Here is a 19,115-nt window from a genome sequence, read left to right as displayed (position 1 = left end):
CGATGGGGATGGTCAAGGGGGCGGCGGCCTGCACGCTGGTCGCGGCAGTCGTGGGTCTTGCAGTCTGGAATTCGCACGCGGAGCACGCGCGCGAAAGCGCGCCCGCGTCCCTGCAGTCGTCCGTCATCGAAGACGCCGTGCCCACCCTGCGCCTCGGCGAAGGCGGGCAGGGGATCCAGCTCGATGCCGCCATGGCGCGCCGCGCGTTGCGCGACGGCACGCTCGACGTCGTGCTGGCCGACGGCAGCTCGTATCCGGTCAAGATCGAACGCCAGGAAACGCATGGCGGCGGGCACTGGTCGCTGGTCGGTCGCGTGCAGACGGTCGCCGGTTCGCAATCGATGGTGCTCACCTTCGGCCCCAACGCGGTGTTCGGCCAGTTGCCGATGCCCGACGGCCACGCGATGCAGATCGAAACCGAAGGCAACGGCATGGTGACTGTCGCGCCCGCGCGCAATCTCGTGCCGCGTGGCCAGCAGGGTCGCCCGGGCACGCCGGACTATCGCGTTCCGCCGGGTGGCGAATTCGATACCGAATACTTCAAGGCCATGGCCGATCATCCGATCCGCCTGGACGATCGCTCGCAGGTCCGCATCGACGTGCTGGGGCTGTATTCGCCCGAGCTCGTTGCGCTGCGCGGCAGTGTCGCGGCGGCGGAAACGCAGGTCGCGCATTTGATCGCCGTGGCGAACCAGACGCACCGGGACAGCGGCACGCGCGTGCGCCTGCATATGGTCGGCGCGCAGGAAGTCGCGATTCCCGCGACGCTCACCAACGCCGAAGCGCTCGACGTGCTCACGTCCGGCACGTTCGACGACATCGACTTCGAAGCGATGCGCGACAAGACCTCCGCCGATCTCGCGGCGTTCATCCGCCCGACGCCGGATGCGAAGGACGATACCTGCGGTGCGTCCTGGTTGAACGGCGCGAACCAACAGGGCGACGTGGACCTCGATCCGCGCCACGGTTATGTCGTCGCGAACGTCGCGCCCTGCGGTGCGTACGTGCTCGCGCACGAACTCGGTCACGCGATGGGCGCCGCGCACGACATTGCCGCGCAGACCGCACCCGACGGCACCGTGACCTACGGCGCCTTCGCGTTCTCCTTCGACCTGCGCACGCCGATGTTCGGCACGCTCATGACCGATCCCGGCAACGGCATCTGGCTGGGCCGCTTCTCCGGCCCCGCGCCGACCGCGTGCGACGGCGCGCCCTGCGGCGTCGCCGGGCGCATCGACAACGCGCGCGGCATCGACTTCATGGCGCCGGCGATCTCCCGCTTCCGGGAGTGATCAGCGGATTCACCGAAAACCGCGCGCGCCCGTTGTGGCAACGCAACGGCTCCGCTAAACTGCGCAGCCCCGCTCGGCCGTCAGGTCGGGTGGGGCACTACGGGCGGTTAGCTCAGCGGTAGAGCACTACCTTGACATGGTAGGGGTCACAGGTTCGAACCCTGTACCGCCCACCACGCTTTTCTGGCGTGGATGGCACCCAATCGATACGATCGCGACAAGACTTAGATGAGGTAGCCCGCGGAAACGCCGGCTTAGCGTGCGACATGAACACTACGCGCATCCAACCCTGAGCCTTCCCGAGTCGCAGCGACAGCAGGCGCCCTCGGGCGCTTTTTTCATTTCTGGTGCCCCGCAATGAATGCAGAAGTCCAATCTCCCGTCGCGATCACGCTGCCCGACGGCAGCGTCCGCAGCTTCGACCATCCGGTGACCGTCGCCGAAATCGCCGCCTCCATCGGCGCGGGCCTGGCGAAGGCCGCGCTCGCGGGGAAGGTCGACGGCAAGCTGGTCGACACCAGCTACCGGATCGACCGCGACGCCGCGCTCGAAATCGTCACCGACAAGCATCCCGATGCGCTCGACGTGTTGCGCCACTCCACCGCGCACCTGCTCGCGCAGGCCGTGCAGCGCCTGTATCCCGGCGCGCAGGTCACCATCGGCCCGGTGATCGACAACGGCTTCTACTACGACTTCGCGTACGAGCGTCCGTTCACGCCCGACGACCTGCCCGCGATCGAAGCGGAAATGCAGAAGATCGTGAAGGAAGCGCAGCCGGTTTCGCGCAGCGTCAAGTCGCGCGATGAGGCGGTGCAGTTCTTCCGCGGCATGGGCGAGGACTACAAGGCGCAGATCATCGAATCGATCCCCGCCGACGAAGACCTCTCGCTGTATTCGCAGGGCGAGTTCACCGATTTGTGCCGCGGCCCGCACGTGCCCGGCACGGAAAAATTGCGCGCCTTCAAGCTGATGAAGGTGGCCGGCGCCTATTGGCGCGGCGACCACAACAACGCGATGCTCAGCCGCATCTACGGCACCGCGTGGCTCAACGACAAGGACCTCAAGGCGTACCTGACGCAGCTCGAGGAAGCCGAGAAGCGCGACCACCGCAAGATCGCCAAGCAGCAGGACCTGTTCCACCTGCAGGAAGAAGCACCGGGCCTGGTGTTCTGGCATCCGAAGGGCTGGTCGATCTGGCAGGTCGTCGAGCAATACATGCGCAAGGTGTATCGCGAGTCGGGCTACCAGGAAGTGCGTTGCCCGCAGATCCTGGACGTGTCGCTGTGGAAGCGCTCGGGCCACTGGGACAACTACCAGGCCAACATGTTCTTCACCGAGTCGGAGAAGCACACCTACGCGGTCAAGCCCATGAACTGCCCGGGTCACGTGCAGGTGTTCAACCACGGCCTGCACAGCTACCGCGACCTCCCGATCCGCTACGGCGAATTCGGCGCCTGCCATCGCAACGAGCCCTCCGGCGCGCTGCACGGCATCCTGCGGGTGCGCGGCTTCACCCAGGACGACGGGCACATCTTCTGCACCGAGAATCAGATCGAGGCCGAAGTCACCGCGTTCCACAAGCAGGCGATGGATGTCTACGCCCGCTTCGGCTTCGAAGACGTGCAACTGAAGATCGCGCTGCGCCCCGAACCGCGCCTGGGCGACGACGCCACCTGGGACAAGGCCGAGGACGCCCTGCGCTCGGCGCTGCGTGCCGCGGGCGTGGAATGGCAGGAGTTGCCGGGCGAAGGCGCGTTTTACGGCCCGAAGATCGAATATCACCTCAAGGACGCCATCGGCCGCACCTGGCAGCTGGGCACGATGCAGGTCGACTTCATGATGCCCGGCCGCCTGGGCGCCGAGTACGTCGACGAGCACAGCGCCAAGCGCCACCCGGTCATGCTGCACCGGGCCATCGTCGGCTCGATGGAGCGCTTCATCGGCATCCTGATCGAACACCATGCCGGCCAATTCCCGGCCTGGCTGGCCCCGGTGCAGGCCGTGGTGATGAATATCACCGACGCCCAGGCCGATTGGGTGGACGAGGTTCGGAAAACCCTTACGAATCAAGGCCTCCGGGTCAATGCCGATTTGCGGAACGAAAAAATCGGCTATAAGATTCGCGAGCACACGCTGCAGCGCGTGCCATACCTGCTCGTGGTCGGCGATCGCGAGAAGGAAAATGGCGCCATCGCGGTGCGCACGCGCAGTGGCGAAGACCTGGGCACCATGTCCGTCGCCGACTTCGCACAGCGCCTGCGCGACGAGCAGTAGCGTCAAACCAAAGTTCCGCGGGCGGCCCCAGCCGCGCGCGGCTCGATACTCCACGGAGATTGCGACATCAGCACCCCCGAAAAGCAGAATCGAAAGAACAGCGAAATCCGCGTGCCGCGCGTCCGCGTGATCGGCAGCGACGGCGAAATGATCGGCGTGCTCACGCGCGACGAAGCCCTGCGGATGGCCGAAGACGAAGGTTTGGATCTCGTGGAGATCCAGCCGAACGCCGATCCGCCGGTGTGCCGGATCATGGATTTCGGCAAGTTCAAGTTCGAGACGCAAAAGAAGGCCGCGGCTGCCAAGAAGAAGCAGAAGCAGGTCGAGATCAAGGAAGTGAAGTTCCGCCCCGTGACCGACGAGGGCGACTACCAGATCAAGCTGCGCAACATGCGCCGCTTCCTGGAAGAGGGCGACAAGATCAAGGTCAACATCCGCTTCCGCGGCCGCGAGATGAGCCACCAGGAGCTGGGCCAGCAGATGGCCAAGCGCATCGAGCTGGACCTGGGCGAGGACATCGTCATCGAGTCGCGGCCCCGCCTGGAAGGCCGGCAGATGGTGATGATGATCGCGCCGAAGAAGAAGACGTAATCGATCGACCGACGGGCCGCGCAAAGCGGCCCGTTTGTTTTTGGGGCCTCGCGACGCCGGCCCCGAGGCCAGTCGCGTCGACCGCTGAGACGCAGTCGCCCATCACCGGCACGGCGCCCAACTAACGTTTTGAATTGCAACGCATTCGCCGGGCCTGCATAATGCCGGGCCCGGTTCGCCGGGGTTGTTGTTCAAGGATCCCGTCGTAGCCCCCAGGGGCACGCGACACAAGCCGGCGCAGGCACGGACGGAAAGAGTGGCTCACGCCACCGCCACGCCAGACATCGTTTCGAAACGGACTACACCCATGCCCAAGATCAAGACCAATCGGGCGGCGGCCAAGCGCTTCCGGAAGACTGCTTCCGGCAAGTACAAGTGCGGCCACGCCAACAAGAGCCACATCCTCACCAAGAAGGCGACCAAGCGGAAGCGCAACCTCCGGCAGACGAACCATGTTCGTGCCGAGGACGCGGGCCGTCTGGACCGCATGCTTCCGTATCTCTGAGGAGGGCTGACAAATGGCACGAGTCAAACGTGGTGTGACGGCCCGCCGTCGTCATAAGAAAATCCTGAAGCAAGCGAAGGGCTACTACCACGCCCGCCGCAAAGTCTTCCGCGTCGCCAAGCAGGCGGTCACGAAGGCGCTGCAGTACGCCTACATCGGCCGCAAGCAGAAGAAGCGCAACTTCCGTTCGCTGTGGATCACGCGTATCAACGCGGCGGCCCGCATCAACGGCATGAGCTACAGCCGCTTCATGAACGGCCTGCTGAAGGCCGGCATCACCCTCGACCGCAAGGTGCTGGCCGATATCGCCGTGCACGATGCGGTGGGTTTTGCGGCGCTGGCCGAAAAGGCGAAGAGCGCGCTCGCGGCGTAAGCAACATCCGCGAAAGCCCGCGCTCCTTGCGCGGCTTTCGATGGAAAGCAACGCAGGGGGGAAGGGCGCAGGTCCTTCCCCCCTTTTTTGTTTATCGGTGTGCCCGTTTTTCAGGGAATTGAAATGGACGGAATCGATTCGCTGTTGCAGCAGTCCCTCCGCGAGATCGCGGACGCCAACGCGTCCGATGCGCTCGAAGCGCTGCGCGTGGGGCTGCTCGGCAAGCACGGCAGCATCACCACGCAATTGAAGTCGCTCGGCACGTTGCCGGCCGACGAACGCAAGGCCGCGGGCGAAGCGATCAACCGCGCCCGCGATGCCATCGGCGATGCACTCTCCGCGCGCAAGCACGCGCTCGACGAAGCGGCGCTGGAACACAAGCTCGCCACCGAATCCATCGACGTCACGCTGCCCGGCCGCGACGCCGCGCGCGGCGGCCTGCATCCGGTGTCGCGCACGCTCGAACGCATCGCCGACATATTCGGCCGCCTGGGCTACGAGTTGTCGGCCGGCCCCGAGATCGAAGACGACTGGCACAACTTCGAAGCACTCAATTTCCCGCCGCACCACCCGGCGCGCGCGATGCACGACACGTTCTACTTCGGCGACGGTCGCCTGCTGCGCACGCACACCAGCGGCGTGCAGATCCGCTACATGAAAGACCTCATGTCGATTGGGAGCGGGCCGCCGCTGCGCATGATCGCGGCCGGCAAGGTGTATCGCAGCGACAGCGACCAAACGCACACGCCGATGTTCCACCAGGTCGAAGGCCTGCTGGTCGACGAGCATGCGAGCTTCGCGGACCTCAAAGGCACGCTCGCCGAATTCGTGCGCGCGTTCTTCGAACGCGACTTCGAAATGCGCTTCCGCCCGAGCTACTTCCCCTTCACCGAGCCGTCCGCCGAAGTCGACATCGCCTGGCACCAGCCCGATGGCACGACCAAGTGGCTCGAAGTGCTCGGCTGCGGCATGGTGCATCCGTCCGTGCTGCGCAACGTGGGCATCGATCCGGAGCGCTACACCGGCTTCGCCTTCGGCCTGGGTGTCGAACGCTTCGCGATGCTGCGTTACGGCGTCGACGACCTGCGCAGCTTCTTCGACAACGACGTGCGCTTCCTGCGCCAGTTCGCCTGAGGACTTGAACCAATGAAGTTCCCCGAAAACTGGCTCCGCCAGCACGTGCGCACCGATGCCACGCGCGAACAACTCTCCGCCACGCTGACCGCCATCGGCCTGGAAGTGGAAGAGATGGGCGTGTTGGGCGAAGGCCTCGACGGCGTCGTCGTCGCGCGCATCGTCGAATGCGTCAAGCATCCGGAAGCCGACAAGCTGCAGGTGTGCAAGGTCGACATCGGCACCGGCGCGTTGCAACAGATCGTGTGCGGCGCGCCGAACGCGCGCCCGGGCCTGGTCGCGCCGCTCGCCACCATCGGCACGCAGGTCGGCACGTTGACGATCAAGGCCGCGAAACTGCGCGGCGTGGAGTCCAACGGCATGCTCTGTTCGGCGAAGGAACTCGGCCTCGACGCCGACGCCTCCGGTTTGCTCGAACTGCCCAACGACGCGCCCATCGGTGTCCCGCTCGCTGAATACCTCGGCCTGCCCGACGCGCGCTTCGAACTCAAGCTCACGCCCAACCGCGCCGATTGCTTCAGCGTGCGTGGCATTGCGTACGACGTCGCCGCCGCCTTCGGCAGCGAAGTCGTGCCGTTCGATGCAACGCCGATGCCCGCGCTCAACGACGCAGCGATGACGATCAAGCTCGATGCCGGCGCCGAGGTCCCGCGCTTCGTCGGTCGCGTGATCGAAGGCATCGATGCGCAGACGCAAACGCCGATCTGGATGGCCGAACGCCTGCGCCGCAGCGGCATCCGCCCGATCAGCCTGCTCGTCGACGTCACGCAATACGTGATGCTGGAAATCGGCCAGCCGATGCACGCGTTCGACCGCGACCTGCTGACCGGCCCGATCAGCGTGCGCCGCGCGCGCGCCGGTGAAGCGCTGAAGCTCCTCGATGGCCGCGACGTCGCACTCGACGATCAATTTCTCGTCGTCGCCGACAACGACCGCGCCGTCGCGCTCGGCGGCATCATGGGCGGTTTCGACACGCGCGTGACCGACACCACGCACAACGTGTTCCTCGAAGCCGCGCACTGGATCCCGAGCGCGATCATCGGCCGCGGCCGTCGCCTCGGTCTGCACACCGATGCCGGCCATCGTTTCGAACGCGGCGTCGATCCCGACCTCCCGCGCCAGGCGATCGAAATCGCCACGCGCCTGATCGTCGAGATCGCCGGCGGCGCGCCGGGCCCGGTCACCGAAGCCGTGCTGCCCGAACACCTGCCGCAGCGCCAGTACGTCGGCTTGCGCCGCGCGCGCCTGAAACGTGTCCTCGGCACGCAGGTGCCCGACGCCGAAGTCCAGCGCATCCTCCACGCGCTTGGCCTGGCCGTCGTCCCGACCAACGATGGGTGGAACGTGCTGCCGCCGACGCGCCGCTTCGACATCGCGATCGAAGAAGACCTCGTCGAGGAAATCGCGCGCATCTTCGGCTACGACAACATCCCCGCGACGCTCCCCGGCGGCGGCACGCGCCTGGCCGCGCCGACGGAAACGAAAGTCGAAGAATCCACCGTGCGCAGGCACCTGGCATCGCGCGATTACCTCGAAGCGGTGAACTACGCCTTCGTCGACGAAGCGCTGCTCACCACGTGGCACGCGACCGACAACGCCGTGCCGCTCGCGAACCCGCTGAGCGCCGAACTCGGCGTGATGCGCACGCAGTTGCTGCCGGGCCTGGTCGCCGCACTCGCGCGCAACACCGCGCGCCAGCAGACGCGCGTGCGCCTGTTCGAGATTGGCCGCGTGTTCCATTCCGCGAACACGGGGTTTGAGGGGGCGTTGCCCCCTCACGCAACGCAATCGCAGGCCCCGACAGAAACCCAACGCATCGCCGCAGTCGCCATCGGCAGCGCAACGACCGAGCAATGGTCCGACCGCCCGCGCCCCGTCGACTTCCACGACCTCAAGGCCGACCTGGAATCGATCGCGCTGCTGTCCAACGCACCGCTCGCCTTCCGCCCCTCGACCGCCCCGCACGGCCACCCCGGGCGCTCGGCCGACGTCTTCCGCCTGACGGAAGAGGGCGAGGCGCGCATCGGCTGGATCGGCCAGTTGCACCCGCGCCTGGCGAAGGCCCTGGACCTGCACGGCGACGTGATCGCCTTCGAACTCGACCTGGACCCGATGCTGGCCCGCAACATTCCGCGCGCCGCGGGCCTGTCGAAGTTCCCGTCCGTCCGCCGCGACCTCGCGTTCGTCGTCCCCGAAAACGTGCGCTGGGCCGACGTCAGCGACACCGTGAAAGCGGCCGCAGGCGCATTTTTAAGGGACTTGGTGCTGTTCGACCGCTACAGCGGCGCGGGCGTCGAATCCGGTTTCAAGAGTCTCGCTATGGGCTTGATTCTCCAAGATGAATCGCGCACCCTGACCGACCGCGACGTGGAGCAAGTAGTGACCGAGGTGGTCTCGGCACTGCAGGCAAAACACCACGCCGCGATCCGCAGCTGAATCGTCAGGGGGACGAGATGGCGTTGACCAAAGCGGAAATGGCCGAACGATTGTTCGACGAGGTCGGCCTGAACAAACGCGAGGCGAAGGAATTCGTCGACGCGTTCTTCGACGCGCTCCGCGAAGCGCTGGAGCAGGGCAGGCAGGTCAAGCTGTCCGGCTTCGGCAACTTCGACCTGCGCCGCAAGAACCAACGCCCGGGCCGCAACCCGAAGACCGGCGAAGAGATCCCGATTTCCGCCCGCACGGTGGTGACTTTCCGCCCCGGGCAGAAGTTGAAGGAACGCGTCGAGGCTTACACGGGGGCGGGCAATGCTTGATCCGGGCAGTAACAAGGAACTTCCGCCGATTCCGGCCAAGCGCTACTTCACCATCGGTGAAGTCAGCGAGCTGTGCGACGTCAAACCGCACGTGCTGCGTTACTGGGAAACCGAATTCCCGAGCCTGAAGCCCGTCAAGCGCCGCGGCAACCGCCGCTACTATCAGCGCCACGACGTGCTGATGGTCCGCCAGATCCGCGGCCTGCTGTACGAACAGGGCTACACGATCGGCGGCGCCCGCCTGCGCCTGGAAGGCGAGGGCGCGAAGCAGGAGAGCGCACTGAGCACGCAGATCATCAAGCAGGTGCGGATGGAGCTCGAAGAAATCCTCGTCCTGCTGCGTCGCTGAATTCGCAGATCTGGGCCGAAATGCGGCGATGCGGTATGATCGCCGGCCTACCCGGGGTATAGCGCAGCCTGGTAGCGCACCAGTCTGGGGGACTGGTGGTCGTCGGTTCGAATCCGGCTACCCCGACCAAATAAACAAGAAGCCTCGCCGATTTGGCGGGGCTTTTTTTTGCGTTTGAGTAGCTGACGGTGTGTTTCAGCAGCTCCTTCGCCCAAGGGCGGACCACTAGGATTGGGGAAGCGCTGGTAGGTTTCGCTTGCCCTTGCTGCCGCTCGATCGGCATCAATGGGCTGAACTAGGCTTGGGTGAGATCAGCATGACTGTCGAGACGAGAGAACCGATCTGGCCGACGTATCTGGCTAACGAAGATGTGCAGAAGGCCTTGGCGATCGCGGACGAATTTGACGTGTGGACCGAAAGCAGCGGACTCCATAGCTTGGCGCTCAATGACCAAGCCACCTACCAGGAACGCATGGCCATCGTGGCTTTCCTGATGGTCCACGAGCACCAGCGGTCGATGATCAAACTCTTGGAGTTCTCGCTCGCCGGATCTGCGGCGACGCTCATGCGCCCGGCGTTTGAAGCCTACGCCAGAGGCCTGTGGCTACTGCACGCCAGCGACGCGCAAATGGAGCATTTCCGGAGCGGCGGGTCCCAAGACGTGGAAAGGTTGATCCGGACGGTTGCCAAGCTGACAAAGGACGAGAAGTTCGCATTTTTACTCGACACCTGGGAGCAATCGAAGCGATCGTTGCATGGATTCGTGCATGGGTCGTACCAATCACTGTTGCGACGAACAAGGGATATCGATTTTCCGGAATCCGAAGTCGCGGACATGCTTCGGTTCATGACTGGCATGGCATTGCACGCCACTCTAGAAATGCTAGGCCTGGCGCAACGAAGGACACCCCACGCGGACCGGGCATTGCACAGTGTGCTCATCGAAGTCTTGCGGCGCGATGTTGTGCTGAAGTTGTATCGCATGGATCTGGCACTAGTGGCCCATCCCGCGATGGAAGGGGACGAGACGACATAACGCTGTCTTGTGCCGCGATAACCACGGTCACTTCAGGGGGGCTGGTCTCGGGACGTTAAGGAGCCCGACGTTCAATGTCGGATCGAAAAGAGAACGCGGGGCTAGTGGCACGCAATACGATCTATCGAAGGCGATTCCGCGGCTACTTTGACCAAAGAGGCCAAGGATTGTCGAGATCCGGATTCGGATTGCGTCGCTCCGCTTCTGCGTGTCCGTAGTCGTCTCGGAGTCGCTCGATGACTTGGAGCGCATAGGTTGCCGCTGCTGCCAGGTCGGTGCTGACGCTGCGGCCGGTCAGCTCGAAGAGCCGGCTTCGTAGAGAAACGACCGGATTTGCAAGCAATTGGAATGATCCCTGCCAATGCTCATCAGGCTCTTCGGCAATTGCTAGCTTCCGAATCGCAATGTGAAGCTGACCATGCAGTCGCTGTCCTTGTGAAATGCGTTCCACAATTAGAAGAACACCGTCGTCATCTGGCGCCATCGCTACCGCGCTAGAAAGCATGTGCAGAAGTGGGCCATCGGACAAGTTGCGAATTAGATCGTATACGCGAGAGCGGACCATCGCGTCATCCAAGCAAAATGCAACTACCCTTGGGGTCATATTGCCGAGGTGACCTTCGAGATAGGAAGGGTCGAAGGTCGAATCCGCAAACGAATCGATCAGCGACATCGCGATCCAGGCGTTGGAACGCGCGACGGCTGCGCGCCACCATTCATACGATCGCAGAAAGCGAGGGTCGATCTTCGCTAGCTCCACCAAGAGCCGGTCGTTGTCTGGATTTGTTGCGCTCTCGATGCTTTTCAGCAGAGGCCCCTGCTCATGTGGTGCGCGACCTTCAACTGGAAACTCGCCGAGAGCTGAGAGCGCTAGCAGAGGGCTGTCGCTGTGTGGGAACAGCGCAACCCAGTCGTGGATGGGCCCGTTGCGAAAGGTTCCTTTACCACCTCGCGCCAAGTCGGCGAAGTGACGCACTTGATCCAGAATGTCAGTCGCGGAGATGGCTCCTCCTGACGCAGCAAAGTACACCAGTAGTCGATGGCGCACGGAGGCTGGAAGTTCCTTGGAAAGTAGCTCGCCAACCAAGGCCGAATGATCGTCACCTGAGATGCGGAGAGCCTCGCACATCAGCCGTGCGGACAACTCGACCTCATTCTCTGCGAGGTGGCTTGCAACGGCTTGGATAATGCGCGTGGACGTCACAGAGTTCCGAGCGCTACCTTCCGTTGGTTCGCGGCGATTTGCGGCAATAAATGATGCGGGCGTCCAAAACTGCGATTCCACGAGATTCCGTTTATCCGTCATGCCAACCAATACTCGGGCGGCTTCAACAGTGAAGTCAGGTCCCGCGAGAAGGTCCAGCATGGCGCCGACAACCTTGTCGCCACCGATGGAAGATAACGCCTCCACATACTGTCGAGAAAAGTCCCAGCGAGAGCGATCTCGCATTGTTCTATCGCCCCGATCGCCCTGCGCCCTCTCTTCCTGTCGTCGCGCGATGTCGAAACGCAGCAGATCGAGTAATGCGTCTGATAGGTCGGCATCGGCTAGGCCGCCGATCGCCAGCGCTACTTCGTAAGCCAGTTCGCGGCTCTGCTGCGTGATTGCCACGCGAGCCGAATTCTTCAAGTAGCGCACGAGCGATGCGCGCGAGTCATTGTCGAGTCTTCGATTCCTCCACTCGCCGCTATCCTCTGACCTAATCAACTCCACAACGTACCCAATGCGGTCTAGGTTCGTCTCCTCGCAGTGGTCCGAAAGGGCGGCGCCTATCGAGGCTAGGGGCGCAGCTCGTAAGGTGTCGTAGATCTTGGGGTGCTCGCGTCGTCCTCCACGCACATACTGCTCAAACAGGACGCGAACAATGTTGGGCCCCGCCGCCGCGGCAGCAAACGACGACCGCGGAGAGGAGGGGCCAGACAACAGAATGTCGCGTACGGCATCGCTGTCAACGATGAAGTTATTCTCAACCGCGACCCGGTCAGTCCCATAGGGAACCTCCAATCCCGCCTCTAGGCGCGCCAGCCACGCGCGCAGTGCGACTTCCGGGTCTTCCACCATGACGAATGACCCAACCACGTGCGTTGACAGATCTAGTCCTGGATCGACGAGCGCCTTATGCAGCTGCTCTTCCCTGTTCTCTACTGGAAATGAATTGTCCAGGAGGACGCGCAGCCGTGCGGCAGGGGAGGCGGTCTCGATCGCATACACACGCTCTTCTCGCAGCCTCTTTGAGAGCATCGGAGTAGCAAAAGAGTCGTCGTCGATGTGCCAGATTAGGCGCGAAATGGCGTCATCACGACTTTCGAGTAACCGCACAAGCTCGGAATCGTGCCTGTAGAAATACAAGTACTCGGCTACCGCGTCTAAGGCCGCTTGCCGTGACGTCTGCACAGCGATCGCAGTGGCGAGTTGGACGCCGGAGACGCCGCCGCGTTGAATGAGTTCGATGAGAAGGTTTACTTGGACCTGATCTGGCAGCTCATTGATCCAGGCGGTTGGGTCGGGGCCAAGCAGGGATGGCGGAAACCGGTCGCCTGCCGAAAGAGCCGTCGACTGTAGATCGGTGTCGGACGAGCCAGTCAAGGCCCTAACTTCTTCCCAGAAGTCAGGTTGAGCAATCGTGTTTACAAGTGCCAACGCGAGATCGGGCTGGCCCGCTACGTGGTGCTTTTGTATTAGCTCGGTAACTAATTGCCGGAGCAGTTGCCAACTTTTTGGACAGGCGTGGATTATGTTCCCTGCAAGGACAGGATCAAGATCGAGTGCGAGTTTGGCCGCAGTCGCCACTACTTTCTCTTCTCCTACCGCGCACAGACGTTCGCTCGCAAACAGAACCGCCTCATCCCATCTGCGCCAATTCAGGACATCTGAGCGGAGTTCGATGGCGGCGGAACTATCGCCCGAGTGGGTACGCCGCATCAGATCTTCAACGTGAAATGACGCAAACCATTCTTGAAACTGTTGGTGCTGGAATGAAACTGCCTGTGCGGATGCGTCCGGTCGTACGAGTAGGTGCTCGGCGACTAGGACATCGAGTACTGTTCCGGGATGTGCGGGGTGGCCAATCAGCCCTCGCGCGTGTTGTTCGCGCAGGACCGCGGATACAATCGCTCGCGCCGCGTGTTCTGGAAGTGCGGTGGATTCAAGTCGCATTCCCTCTGCTGCGAGAGACTGAAGAATCTCCCGGTGGTATCCATGGGTGGTGGATGCCAGCACCTCGCTCTTGCGCGTAGATCTGGCCTCTTGCTCGCGCACGAAAATCGCAAGCAACTCTTCCTTCGTAGCGGGCAGTGGTTGTCCGGCGGGGCCCGCGAGAACGGCCGATAGGAACAAAGGAATTCGAATAACCTCTCTGATTCCCGGGGTCGCTTCCGCTTCCATCAGTCGCGCAACACCGGCGTCGCCACTGTGTGCTCGTGCGATTTCCAGGCGGTAGTGGTGTGAGAGGAGTCCGAGATTTGCGTTTGCGCCAGAAAGTGGCGGCGCTTGCGTTTGTTGACGTGTGCTGACAACCACTCGGAGGAGGGGGAACTCGCGCCGCAGCTCGTGGATGTTGACGCGTGCACGTTGTCGACTCGTTGCATCGAGCTCGTTCCATCCGTCGAGAATCAGTACGAGGTCGCCCGTTTCAGCCAGGAGTTGGAGTTCCGCGGAATTTGTCTGATTTGTAAACGACGCATGCAGCAGGATGGAATGAAGCAGAGGTGTGCCCGGGTATGTCGCCCAATCGGCGAGACTTATGAACACGGCGACAGCTTCTCTCGCCTCAACGATGGCGGCGGCGAGCTGGAGTAATGACGTTGACTTACCTGTTCCTGGGCCAGCTACGACAGTGAGCTCGTCCCAAGCTTCCAGCTTTAGAGCCCATTCCTTTGGCGTGAAGTCGTGAGTGCCATTTTCGTTTCTCACGGTGAAGGGGATTTCAACAGGATGTGCTGGCCAGCCATCTCGTCTTCTTAAGGACGCTAGATCGTTTTCGGCGAGAGGCAACAGACGCAGCCGGACTTCCAGCGGGTCAGCGGTTCTTGGCAGTCCGAGGCGATCAAGGATGGATGGGTCAACGCTCCGATCCTTTAGCGCGATGAATGCCGCTGGGACGGATACAGACAGCGCAAGCTCAGCTCGCCGTTCTGCATCCTTCTTCCACTTGCGAAGAGTCGAAACGGAGTATGCGTGCTCGTCGGCGTCTACCTGCCGCGCATGCCTTAGGCAAAGCCAGATGCCATTTTCCTGCGATCGACGTTGATCGCTGGTGAGCGAAGCGTCGTACCGCGGCCCGTTCGGCGAGGCTGCCGTAATGTGCGCCGCTTGCCCAAGGTTTACATACGAGTCTTCGTCACCCGATGCCGGGCCATATGTGAGTTGACTGCATTCGGGGTGGGAACAACGAAATCCCACTCGCGCGGCGAGACGAAGCTTCGTGTTGCTTGTAAATTCATCTCTTAATGACACCGGCGCCCCCATCTCACTCAACCCATCGGATCTCGCGCACGACTTCTCCGCAGCCGCCCAGTCCGATAATGACGTGGGCGGCATGACGATAGTGAAGTTCGGCAACGAACTGGCGTAGCTTTGCGCTGTCGCGCGCTAAGGGCTCCCCCGGTTTCTTGATTTCAAGCGCCAGGATGTTGTTCGCATCCGAATTCCGTTCATGGATCAAGACATCGGGAAGAACTGGGTACAAGCCCAATTGCCCATTTGGGCGGCGGCGCGGTCGAAGGGTTAGGCGCTTCTCGTCTTCAAAGTGTCGGTTGTATTCGCAGTCGACCGTTAGTGGCGCAATTATTGAATCCGATTGCGCTAGGTAATGGGCCAAGCGGAACTGCATCGCCCGCTCACAGACGCCAAGATGCAAGAGCTCGCGGTCTTTCTCGAAGAGGAGGTCAATGGCCGAGCTGACTAACGTGTTGACTTCGTCTCGTGTCACTCTGACCCCTCCGCACACGCGGCGTGGGCTGTCGGCGTCAATTGACAATACCAGAGCCACGGAATGCGTCCTACGATAGCTTGCATCAGGACAGAGGTGTTACGTCAGGGCGAGTGCAATGGCCACCATCGTTGCGTTCTTACGCCACCAGAGGTCACGACGCTCACTTTTGTTCGCTGATGTCCTTCCTTAGGAACGGTCGAGCCGTGGGGCCGCGATTTCTGGTGCACTGCTGGTGGCGTCGGATCCAAAGCCCATCCGCTAACATCCCCGTGTCCATCAGGGGGACCAAAAAATGCACCGCTCCACCAAACTAGCCGCTCTGGCAGCGCTGCTATTCGCAACCGCCTGGGGCAAACCCAAAGGCACCTTCAAGTACGAAGTCGACGCCAGCACCCCGCCCAACGAAACCGCCATCATCCGCGCGGCGTTGCGCTCCGAGAAGCAATTCAAATCCTCGGCGATCAAACGCATCTTCGTACAAGACTCGTGGACGCAGTTCCTGGTCATCTCGCGGGGCTACGACATCCCGGGGGCGGCGAACGTCAAGAAGTACGCGGCCGTGCGCGTGAAGCCGGGCAAGTATCTGGCGCGCGTGGTCTGCAATGGCATGTTCATCGGGTCGTTCGACATGGAGGTCGATGTGCAGGCCGGCGGTGAGTACTTGCTGGAGTGTTCGGGGGACGGGCACTCGATGCGGGCGCATGTCTGGCGCAAGGATCAACCGACCGTGGCGGATGCGGCTGTCGCGACGCCCGCGGCGACGACGGCCGATACGCCGAATGGTGGTGCACAGGCGACTGCGTCGGCGTCTTCGTGGGTTGCGCCGTGGAGTTGGAAGTAGCGCCGGTCCGATGCTGCGCGCAGTAGTTTTACGGACCCAACCCAGCAGTTATCGGGATTCGCCCGCCCACCTGCCAATCGCATCTCAGCATCTTCGGTCAGCCTCGAGGATTGGCCGCCGTAAAAGTACCTAGACGAACGACCGAAAAAACACCGTGGAGCGGACTCACGCTACGGCGAATGATGCGGGGTGCGAAATCGCGCGCGTTTTCCCGGGAGACCGTCCGTGGCCAGCAAGAAGGCAAAGCAGCCGAACGTCCTCGTCATGTGGGGCGACGACATCGGCCAGGCGAACTTGAGTTGCTTCACCAAAGGCATGATGGGGTATCGCACACCCAACATCGACCGCATCGCGAAGGAAGGGATGCTCTTCACCGACGCGTACGCCGAACAGAGCTGTACCGCCGGGCGCGCATCGTTCCTGACGGGCCAGTGTGGCCTGCGTACGGGAATGACCAAGGTGGGTCTCCCCGGCGCGAAACTCGGGCTGCAACCGGAAGACATCACCGTCGCCGAGGCGCTCAAGGGGCTGGGCTATCGGACCGGTCAATTCGGAAAGAACCACTTGGGCGACCTCGACGAACACTTGCCGACCATGCACGGGTTCGACGAGTTCTTCGGCAACCTCTACCACCTCAACGCCGAAGAAGAGCCGGAGCATGAGGACTACCCGAACGAAAAGGATTTCCCGGACTTCAAGAAGAAGTACGGCCCCCGTGGCGTGCTGCATTGCTGGGCCGACGGCAAGGGCGGGCAGAAGATCGAGAACACCGGCCCGCTGACGAAGAAGCGGATGGAAACGTGCGATACGGAATTCATGGAAGCGGCCATGAAGTTCATCAAGGCCGCGCACGAGGCCGGCGAGCCGTTCTTCGTCTGGTTCAACACGACGCACATGCATGCATTCACGCATGTGCATCCGGATTGGAAAGGCAAGGCCGGTCGCTGGCAGTCGGAGTACCACGACACGATGCTTTACCACGACGACTGCATCGGCAAGATGCTCGACTTGTTGGACGAGCTCGGGATCGCGGACGACACGTTCGTGCAGTACAGCACCGACAACGGGCCACACATGAACACCTGGCCGGATGGCGGCTACACGCCGTTCCGCAATGAGAAAAACTCGAGCTGGGAGGGCGCGTACCGCATTCCGTGCCTGGTCCGCTATCCCGGCAAGATTCCGGCCGGAGCGGAGTCCAACGAAATCGTCAGCCACCTGGACTGGTTCCCGACGATCTGCGCGATTGCCGGCGAACCGGACATCAAGGCGAAGCTGGCGAAGGGCCACAAGGTGGGAAACAAGACCTTCAAGGTCCATCTCGACGGCTTCAACCTGCTGCCCTATCTGACAGGCAAGGAAAAGACGAGCCCGCGCAAGGGGTTCATTTATTTCACCGACGAAGGCGACGTTGCGGCAATCCGTTACGACAACTGGAAGATGTTGTTCCTGGAGCAGACGACGCCGGGCACCCTCAGGGTCTGGCAAACGCCATTCGTCCCGCTGCGCATCCCCTACACATTCAACTTGCGGACCGACCCCTACGAACGCGCGGAGATCACCTCGAACACGTACTGGGATTGGTACTTCCGTCGCGCCTACATGCTCGTGCCTGCGCAGGCGATGGTGGGAGAGTTCATCGCGACGTTCAAGGACTTCCCCCCACGGCAGAAGGCGGCCAGCTTCAACCTCGACCAGGTGCTTGCGAAGATGGAAGAGGCGGCGTCGGGTAGCGCGTGAGACCTACGCGCAACTGACCACTAAAGCCCCGCATCACAGCGGGGCTTTTTTATGCGACGACGCGATCGAACGTATCCCATCGCTAAGATGTGGCAGGCCATCAGGGGGCGCGACGCATGACCAACGAAGTTTCCGTCACGCGAGATCCCGACAAGCAACAGCCGATTCCAAGTGCGTGGAGATCGACGATCAGCGCGATCGTGGACGCCTTCAGCGACGAGGACTTCGACCTTGAACGCGGCGTGCCGGGTGTTCGTCCGGTCTCCGAGAAAACCTCGCGACAAATGCGCTACTACGTCGACGACTACGGTGCCGTCCTGGCCAAACTTCCGCCGGAGGCTTGGCAAACCTCGGTCTGCCAATGGATGGAAGGGTACTGGGACGTGCTCGTGGACCTGTACGTCGTCGACGAAGGCGCGAGTGATTTGGCGCTGGAGCTTCGTGTGTACGAGGCGGGTGGCGACTACGCGTTCGACATCCGGCTGATCTGCGTGCGGTAAACCAGTCCGGTACCATCCCCCATCCGCGTTACCCCCAATAAGAAGCAGCCGTTTCCCCACAGCCGGTGCGCTTCGATAAACGATTCACCCTCCCGCATCTCCGCGTGTCGACTGGCGATGCCACCGGCCGCAGACGGGGTTACCCTCGGTCACGGGGGGATCGACAACACGGATGCCCAAGGATGAAGAGTAAGGATTTCCTGGATCTGAATTTGCGCGACCTGCGCGAGTCCATGCCGCACCTGCTGGCCAACAGCACGGGTGCGCGGCATTTCCTTGCGATCTTCGGCGGCGTGGCCGGGGCGATCGTCAACGCGGCCAGGGAGTTCGGGCCGGACGCCGAGATCTACGCCACCTACAACGTCGGCAAGATGCTGGTCGACTTCGCCGCGGAACAGGAAGCGGCCTCGCGCGCGGCCGCCGAGCCGCCGACCATCATCCTCGATCCCTACGCGCACGGCGGGGAAGACTTCGAGCGGCCGCTCGACCAGTTGGTGCGCCGCAAGAAGGAGATGGAGCGGGTCGAGAAGTCGCCGACCTGACGGGGTGCGGTCGCCGGGGAGCTCGGTGACATTCGGATAGACGCAGTTCCTTTGCCGGCTGAGTGCGGCCCGTCGCCGTTGGGGCCGGGTGCGTCGCCGGTGCAGTCGCATGCCGTCGGCAACACAACGCGCTGCGCTCTCGACGGACACGGTTGCTGTTCCGGCTGACTGCGTTCCGTCGCTCGCGAACCGGGGTCCGCGTGCGGCGAACTCGGTTCGATCGCCAACGCAGGCAATGCGGTCGCCGA

Annotated in this window: 16 protein-coding genes and 2 tRNA genes; 16 read left to right on the top strand and 2 right to left on the bottom strand. The window is 62.6% G+C overall.

All coding sequences use genetic code 11. The annotated features are described in order from the left end of the window. Nucleotides 1-2 precede the first annotated feature (2 nt). From GN331_RS15045 to GN331_RS14990, 12 genes are all read left to right on the top strand, one after another. Nucleotides 3-1,292, top strand: a complete 1,290-nt coding sequence (locus GN331_RS15045; protein WP_197427173.1) for a reprolysin-like metallopeptidase — start codon at nt 3-5, stop codon at nt 1,290-1,292. A gap of 101 nt (nt 1,293-1,393) precedes the next feature. Then, a tRNA-Val gene (locus tag GN331_RS15040) sits at nt 1,394-1,468 on the top strand. A 181-nt stretch (nt 1,469-1,649) separates the two neighbouring features. Beyond that, on the top strand, nt 1,650-3,566 hold the full coding sequence (gene thrS / locus GN331_RS15035; RefSeq protein WP_156643103.1) for a threonine--tRNA ligase: 1,917 nt from the start codon (nt 1,650-1,652) through the stop codon (nt 3,564-3,566). 66 nt (nt 3,567-3,632) lie between these two features. Next, entirely contained in the window at nt 3,633-4,157 is a 525-nt protein-coding gene (gene infC, locus GN331_RS15030) for a translation initiation factor IF-3 (RefSeq protein WP_331713515.1), read from the top strand. Nucleotides 4,158-4,464: 307 nt separating this feature from the next. Next, the gene (gene rpmI, locus GN331_RS15025; RefSeq protein ID WP_027083463.1) at nt 4,465-4,662 is read left to right on the top strand and encodes a 50S ribosomal protein L35; all 198 of its coding nucleotides are present in this window, start codon (nt 4,465-4,467) and stop codon (nt 4,660-4,662) included. Between the two features lie 13 nt (nt 4,663-4,675). After that, nucleotides 4,676-5,035 carry a 50S ribosomal protein L20 gene (rplT, locus tag GN331_RS15020; RefSeq protein ID WP_036169932.1) on the top strand — a complete coding sequence of 120 codons (360 nt, stop codon included), beginning with the start codon at nt 4,676-4,678 and terminating at the stop codon, nt 5,033-5,035. A 123-nt stretch (nt 5,036-5,158) separates the two neighbouring features. Beyond that, nucleotides 5,159-6,169 (top strand): phenylalanine--tRNA ligase subunit alpha, encoded by a 1,011-nt coding sequence (gene pheS / locus GN331_RS15015; protein ID WP_156643102.1) that lies wholly within the window; start codon nt 5,159-5,161, stop codon nt 6,167-6,169. Between the two features lie 12 nt (nt 6,170-6,181). Beyond that, on the top strand, nt 6,182-8,605 hold the full coding sequence (gene pheT / locus GN331_RS15010; protein ID WP_156643101.1) for a phenylalanine--tRNA ligase subunit beta: 2,424 nt from the start codon (nt 6,182-6,184) through the stop codon (nt 8,603-8,605). Between the two features lie 17 nt (nt 8,606-8,622). Beyond that, nucleotides 8,623-8,925, top strand: coding sequence for an integration host factor subunit alpha (locus GN331_RS15005; protein ID WP_156643100.1), 303 nt, complete (start codon nt 8,623-8,625; stop codon nt 8,923-8,925). Next, complete coding sequence (locus GN331_RS15000) at nt 8,918-9,274, top strand: MerR family transcriptional regulator (RefSeq protein WP_036169922.1); 357 nt, start codon at nt 8,918-8,920, stop codon at nt 9,272-9,274. Before GN331_RS15005 ends, GN331_RS15000 begins: the two co-directional genes overlap by 8 nt. A gap of 52 nt (nt 9,275-9,326) precedes the next feature. Further along, a tRNA-Pro gene (locus tag GN331_RS14995) sits at nt 9,327-9,403 on the top strand. Between the two features lie 127 nt (nt 9,404-9,530). Further along, entirely contained in the window at nt 9,531-10,310 is a 780-nt protein-coding gene (locus tag GN331_RS14990; protein ID WP_197427172.1) for a DUF6988 family protein, read from the top strand. 142 nt (nt 10,311-10,452) lie between these two features. Here GN331_RS14990 and GN331_RS14985 read toward each other — a convergent pair whose 3' ends face one another. Together GN331_RS14985 and GN331_RS14980 are read right to left on the bottom strand one after the other, a co-directional pair. Then, nucleotides 10,453-14,304 (bottom strand): NACHT domain-containing protein, encoded by a 3,852-nt coding sequence (locus GN331_RS14985; protein ID WP_156643098.1) that lies wholly within the window; start codon nt 14,302-14,304, stop codon nt 10,453-10,455. A gap of 475 nt (nt 14,305-14,779) precedes the next feature. Beyond that, entirely contained in the window at nt 14,780-15,241 is a 462-nt protein-coding gene (locus GN331_RS14980) for a hypothetical protein (protein WP_156643097.1), read from the bottom strand. A 295-nt stretch (nt 15,242-15,536) separates the two neighbouring features. Between GN331_RS14980 and GN331_RS14975 the strand changes: the two genes are divergently transcribed. From GN331_RS14975 to GN331_RS14960, 4 genes are all read left to right on the top strand, one after another. Next, on the top strand, nt 15,537-16,085 hold the full coding sequence (locus GN331_RS14975; RefSeq protein WP_156643096.1) for a hypothetical protein: 549 nt from the start codon (nt 15,537-15,539) through the stop codon (nt 16,083-16,085). A gap of 225 nt (nt 16,086-16,310) precedes the next feature. Further along, nucleotides 16,311-17,825, top strand: coding sequence for an arylsulfatase (locus GN331_RS14970; RefSeq protein ID WP_331713505.1), 1,515 nt, complete (start codon nt 16,311-16,313; stop codon nt 17,823-17,825). Between the two features lie 116 nt (nt 17,826-17,941). After that, nucleotides 17,942-18,325 carry a DUF7668 domain-containing protein gene (locus GN331_RS14965; protein WP_197427171.1) on the top strand — a complete coding sequence of 128 codons (384 nt, stop codon included), beginning with the start codon at nt 17,942-17,944 and terminating at the stop codon, nt 18,323-18,325. 182 nt (nt 18,326-18,507) lie between these two features. Beyond that, entirely contained in the window at nt 18,508-18,867 is a 360-nt protein-coding gene (locus GN331_RS14960; protein ID WP_156643095.1) for a hypothetical protein, read from the top strand. The last annotated feature ends 248 nt before the right edge of the window (nt 18,868-19,115 follow it).

It is taken from the genome of Noviluteimonas gilva (assembly GCF_009740395.1).
GTDB classification, from domain to species: domain Bacteria; phylum Pseudomonadota; class Gammaproteobacteria; order Xanthomonadales; family Xanthomonadaceae; genus Noviluteimonas; species Noviluteimonas gilva.
Note: the sequence above shows the minus strand (reverse complement) of the source record. Positions and strands in the feature narration are given on the sequence as shown.

Bases quoted from the DNA above. Each gene is read 5' to 3' on its own strand.
- GN331_RS15045 (WP_197427173.1), top strand. From the start codon at position 3: ATGGGGATGGTCAAGGGGGCGGCGGCCTGCACGCTGGTCGCGGCAGTC.
- thrS (WP_156643103.1), top strand. From the start codon at position 1,650: ATGAATGCAGAAGTCCAATCTCCCGTCGCGATCACGCTGCCCGACGGC.
- rpmI (WP_027083463.1), top strand. From the start codon at position 4,465: ATGCCCAAGATCAAGACCAATCGGGCGGCGGCCAAGCGCTTCCGGAAG.
- rplT (WP_036169932.1), top strand. From the start codon at position 4,676: ATGGCACGAGTCAAACGTGGTGTGACGGCCCGCCGTCGTCATAAGAAA.
- pheS (WP_156643102.1), top strand. From the start codon at position 5,159: ATGGACGGAATCGATTCGCTGTTGCAGCAGTCCCTCCGCGAGATCGCG.
- pheT (WP_156643101.1), top strand. From the start codon at position 6,182: ATGAAGTTCCCCGAAAACTGGCTCCGCCAGCACGTGCGCACCGATGCC.
- GN331_RS15005 (WP_156643100.1), top strand. From the start codon at position 8,623: ATGGCGTTGACCAAAGCGGAAATGGCCGAACGATTGTTCGACGAGGTC.
- GN331_RS15000 (WP_036169922.1), top strand. From the start codon at position 8,918: ATGCTTGATCCGGGCAGTAACAAGGAACTTCCGCCGATTCCGGCCAAG.
- GN331_RS14975 (WP_156643096.1), top strand. From the start codon at position 15,537: ATGCACCGCTCCACCAAACTAGCCGCTCTGGCAGCGCTGCTATTCGCA.
- GN331_RS14965 (WP_197427171.1), top strand. From the start codon at position 17,942: ATGACCAACGAAGTTTCCGTCACGCGAGATCCCGACAAGCAACAGCCG.
- GN331_RS14960 (WP_156643095.1), top strand. From the start codon at position 18,508: ATGAAGAGTAAGGATTTCCTGGATCTGAATTTGCGCGACCTGCGCGAG.